Annotated in this window: 5 protein-coding genes; 3 read left to right on the forward strand and 2 right to left on the reverse strand. The window is 67.3% G+C overall.

Going from position 1 to position 4,834, the window contains the following annotated elements; all coding sequences use genetic code 11:
- A partial coding sequence (locus tag ADBZ6I_RS16100; RefSeq protein WP_526385610.1) for a DUF8021 domain-containing protein occupies positions 1-379 on the reverse strand: 379 nt, incomplete at its 3' end.
- Between the two features lie 2 nt (positions 380-381).
- Positions 382-1,578, reverse strand: a complete 1,197-nt coding sequence (locus ADBZ6I_RS16105) for a steroid 3-ketoacyl-CoA thiolase (protein ID WP_526385601.1) — start codon at positions 1,576-1,578, stop codon at positions 382-384.
- A 124-nt stretch (positions 1,579-1,702) separates the two neighbouring features.
- Here ADBZ6I_RS16105 and ADBZ6I_RS16110 point away from each other — a divergent pair, with 124 nt between their 5' ends.
- From ADBZ6I_RS16110 to fadE29, 3 genes are all read left to right on the forward strand, one after another.
- Positions 1,703-2,956: a cytochrome P450 gene (locus ADBZ6I_RS16110; RefSeq protein ID WP_526385603.1), complete on the forward strand. Its 1,254-nt coding sequence runs from the start codon at positions 1,703-1,705 to the stop codon at positions 2,954-2,956.
- 29 nt (positions 2,957-2,985) lie between these two features.
- Positions 2,986-3,993, forward strand: a complete 1,008-nt coding sequence (locus tag ADBZ6I_RS16115) for an acyl-CoA dehydrogenase family protein (protein WP_526385606.1) — start codon at positions 2,986-2,988, stop codon at positions 3,991-3,993.
- 18 nt (positions 3,994-4,011) lie between these two features.
- Positions 4,012-4,834 (forward strand): acyl-CoA dehydrogenase FadE29 (fadE29, locus tag ADBZ6I_RS16120; RefSeq protein WP_526385608.1); only part of this gene is annotated, 823 nt, incomplete at its 3' end.

The raw sequence follows: 4,834 nt of genomic DNA on the forward strand, positions 1-4,834 counted from the left end.
CAGTGCTCCTCACGACGGTCGGCTGAAATCTAACCCGGATGTGGTGGATGAGGCCATCGGCCGGGATGACGAATGTCTCGTCGACCAGCGCGGCCACCTGCCGGCTGCCGGCCCGCAGGCGGGTGATCACGGTGAAACGGGCGCGGACCTCGTCGCCGGAGACGGTGTACTGCGGCGACGTCGTGGCGGCGATGATCCGGTACTGAGGTCCGCCGGTGAGGCTGCGGCGCAGATGCTCTCCGGAGAACCCCGTCTTGACGCCCTGCTCCACCCGGGTGCACTCCGCGGCGAACGGCACCGAGTCGCCGTCATGGCTGACCAGCGCATCGATGTAGGCCTGCGCGGCCGCGACCCGCTCGGCTGCGGTCGGGCCCGCCAGCGTCAGATCCGCTCGATGATGGTGCCGGTGGACAGCGCGCCGCCCGCGCACATGGTGATCAGCGCGGTGCTCTGATCGGTGCGCTCCAACTCGTGCAGGGCGGTGGTGATGAGCCGGCTGCCGGTGCTGCCGACCGGGTGACCCAGGGCGATGGCGCCGCCGTTGACGTTGACCTTGTCCATATCGGCGTTGTGCACCTGCGCCCAGCTGAGCACCACCGAGGCGAAGGCCTCGTTGATCTCCACCAGGTCGATGTCGCCCATCGTCATCCCGGCCTTCTCCAGCACCCGCGCGGTGGACTGCACGGGTCCGTCGAGGTGGTAGTACGGCTCGGCGCCGACAAGCGCCTGGGAAACGATGCGGGCCCGCGGCTTGAGTCCGAGTGCGCGCGCTTTGTCCTCGTCCATCCACAGCACGGCGGCCGCGCCGTCGGAGATCTGCGACGACGTGCCGGCGGTGTGCAGTCCGCCCTCCATCACCGGCTTGAGCGCGGCCAAGCCCTCGGCGGTGGTGTCGCGCGGACCCTGGTCCCGGCTGACCGTGTGACGGTCGGCGGTGGGCTGCTTATCTCCATCCGATGCTCTTCGCGCAAGCGGCTCATCGACCCCGATGACCGGGGCCTCGACCGGCGAGATCTCCCGTTCGAAGCGGTGCTCGTCCCACGCCCGCTTGGCTTTCTGCTGGGAGATCAGCCCAAGGTGGTCGAGGTCGGCGCGGGTGATCCCGCGACGCTGGGCGATTCGCTCGGCGGCGGTGAACTGGTCGGGCATGTCGATGTCCCAGGAAGCGGCCCGGAGCCTGGAGCGGTCCGGCCCGGCATTCGCGCCGAGGCCGACCCGGCTCATGGCCTCGATGCCGCAGGCGATACCGACGTCGATCGCCCCGGCCGCGATCAGCCCCGCGATCAGGTGGTTGGCCTGCTGGGCGCTGCCGCACTGGCAGTCCACCGTGGTGGCGCCGACCTGCTCGGGCAGCCCCGCCGTCAGCCACGCTACCCGGGTGACGTTGTTGGACTGTTCGCCGAACTGGGTGACGCAGCCTCCGATGACCTGCTCCACCAGGCCGGGGTCGACGCCGGCCCTGTCCACCACGGCCTTCTGCACCGCGCCGAGGAGCTCGGTGGCATGCAGACCGGAAAGCCAGCCGTTGCGCTTGCCGATCGGGCTGCGGGTGGCCTCGACGATGACAGGATTGCCCATGCGGCCAGGCTAGAACACGTTTCAGTAGCCTGACAAGCAAGGTTGCCTGGGTGCCTTTTGTCAGCGGTAGAGGCATGTTTTACTGGCACTAGAACACGTCATAATTCTCAGGAGTACAGCCACGATGTCTAACTCGGGCGCCAGCCCCACTTTGCCGCACGGCTTCGACTTCCTCGACCCAGATCGAAACGTCGAACGGTTGCCGATCGAGGAGCTGGCCGAACTGCGCCGGGTGGCCCCGGTGTGGTGGTGCGAGCAGCAGATCGGCAAGGGCGGTTTCAACGACGGCGGCTACTGGGTGGTCACCAAGCACAAGGACGTCAAAGAGGTCTCGCGGCGCAGCGACGTCTATCACGCCGGCCCGAACACGGCGCTCCCGCAGTTCGCTGACGAGATGGTCCGCGAAGACATCGACATGCAGCGCATCATCCTGCTCAACATGGACGGCGAGCACCATGATCGCCTGCGCCGCATCATCTCTCGCGGCTTCACCCCGCGGGCCGTTGGGCGGTTGCGGGACGAGTTGACTCAGCGCGCCGAGCAGATCGTCAAATCCGCGGCGGCCGAGGGCGCCGGGGACTTCGTCGAGCAGGTCGCGTGTGAACTCCCTCTTCAAGTGATCGCGGGCCTTCTCGGGGTGCCGCAAGAAGACCGGGCGAAACTGTTCCGCTGGACCAACGAGATGACCGGGAACGACGACCCGGAGTTCGCTCATATCGACGCCCGAGCATCGTCGATGGAGTTACTCGCCTACGCCATGCAGTTGGCCGGAATCAAGGCCCAGAACCCCGGTGAGGACATCGTCACCGCGCTGATCAACGCAGACCTCGCCGGTGAGAAACTCGGCGACGACGAATTCGCCTTCTTCGTGCTGATGCTGGCCGTCGCCGGCAGCGAGACCACCCGAAACTCGATCACCCACGGCATGATCGCGTTCATCGACAACCCCGAGCAGTGGGAGCTTTACCGGCGGGAGCGACCGGCCACCGCCGCCGACGAGATCGTCCGCTGGGCCACCCCGGTCACCGCGTTCCAGCGCACGGCCGTGAAAGACACCGAACTGTCCGGCGTCCCGATCAAAGCCGGCCAGCGGGTGGTCATGTTCTACCGTTCGGCCAACTTCGACGAGGAGGTGTTCGACGACCCGAACACCTTCAACATCCTTCGCGACCCCAACCCGCATGTCGGATTCGGCGGCACCGGGGTGCACTACTGCATCGGCGCGAACCTCGCCCGGATGACCATCGACCTGATCTTCGGCGCCATCGCCGAGCACATGCCGGATCTCACACCGCTCGGCACCCCGGAACGGTTGCGGTCCGGCTGGCTCAACGGCATCAAACACTGGCAGGTCGACTACACCGGTTCGGCGTCCTGACACGGCGTTCTGGCACGAGGAGAATTCGGGTGGATTTCACTGCGGAGCCGGCTCAACAGGCCGTCGCCGACGTCGTCAACACGGTCCTGGACCGCGACAACTGTTGGGAGGCATTGGTTTCCGGCGGCGTGACGGCACTGGGTGTCCCCGAGCGACTCGGCGGCGACGGTGTCGGGCTGCCGGAGCTGACCACCGCGCTGACCGAGATCGGCCGGCACGCGACGATCTCTCCGGCGCTGGCGACGCTGGGTCTGGCGCTGATCCCGCTGCTGGACATGGCCAGTGCGACTCAGCAGGACCGCTACCTCGCCGGCGTGGCTCGGGGGGCCGTACTGACCGCCGCGCTCAACGAACCGGGTTCGGCGCTGCCGGAACGCCCCTCGGTGACCGTGGTTGGCGGGCGCCTCAACGGCACCAAGGTTGCCGTTCCCTACGCCGGCCAGGCGACGTGGATGCTGGTCAGCACCGACAGCGGCGTCATCGTGGTCTCTCCCGACGACGACGGCGTGCGGGTCACCAAGACTCCCAGTTCGTCCGGTGGCGACGAATTCGCGGTGGAGTTCCGCGATGTGGCCGTCGGCCCGGATGCGGTCCTGCGCGGGGATGTGCACCGGCTCAATCAGTTGGCTCTTGCGGCGGTCGGTGCTTTCGCGGCGGGCCTGGTGGCCGGGGCGGTGCGGCTGACCGCGGACTACGTGTCCAACCGGCACCAATTCGGCCGACCGCTGGCGACCTTCCAGAATGTGTCGGCACAGCTTGCCGACGTCTATATCGCCTCCCGCACAATGGGACTCGCGGCGTCATCGGTGGCGTGGCGGCTGTCCGAGGGTCGCGACGCCGACGAGGATCTCGATGTGATGGCCTACTGGCTGACCTCGCAGTTGCCGCCGGCCATGCAGACCTGCCACCACCTGCACGGAGGGATGGGCATGGACGTCACCTACCCCATGCACCGCTATTACGCCTCGGTCAAGGACCTCACCCGCCTGCTTGGCGGGCCCGCCCATCGCCTGGATCTCGTGGCGGGTCGCCACTAACTACTGAAGTGGAGCGCAATGTACATAGAACTCACGCCCGAACAGCGGCATCTGCAGGCCGAACTGCGCCAGTACTTCGCCACCCTGATCTCCGCTGACGAAGCCAAGGAGATGGAGACCGACCGGCACGGCAACGCCTACCGCGCCGTCATCAAGCGGATGGGCTCCGACGGCAAGCTGGGGGCCGGCTGGCCCAAGGAGTACGGCGGACTGGGCTACGGGCCCATTGAGCAGCAGATCTTCGTCAACGAGGCCGCCCGTGCGGACGTGCCGCTGCCGGCGGTGACGTTGCAGACCGTCGGGCCGACCCTGATGGTGTACGGCAACCAGGCGCAGAAGAAGAAGTTCCTGCCGGCCATCCTGGCCGGTGAGGTGCACTTCGCCATCGGTTACTCCGAGCCCGAGGCCGGCACCGATCTGGCGTCGCTGCGCACCTCCGCGGTGCGCCATGGTGACGAATACATCGTCAACGGGCAGAAGATCTGGACCACCGGCGGACACGACGCCGACTACGTCTGGCTGGCCTGCCGCACCGACCCGGAAGCGGCTAAGCACAAAGGCATTTCGATTCTCATCGTCGACACGACCGACCCCGGTTACTCGTGGACGCCGATCATCCTGTCCGACGGCGCCCACCACACCAATGCCACGTACTACAACGACGTGCGGGTGCCGGTTGACATGCGCGTCGGTGAGGAAAACGCGGGCTGGCGGCTGATCACCACCCAGCTCAACCACGAACGGGTCATGCTGGGCCCGGCCGGCAAGATCGCCGGGCTCTACGACCGGGTGCACGCGTGGGCGTCCAAGCCCGGCGGCGACGGGGTGACGCCCATCGACC

Source organism: Mycobacterium sp. (genome assembly GCF_044342925.1).
Taxonomy (GTDB): Bacteria; Actinomycetota; Actinomycetes; order Mycobacteriales; family Mycobacteriaceae; genus Mycobacterium.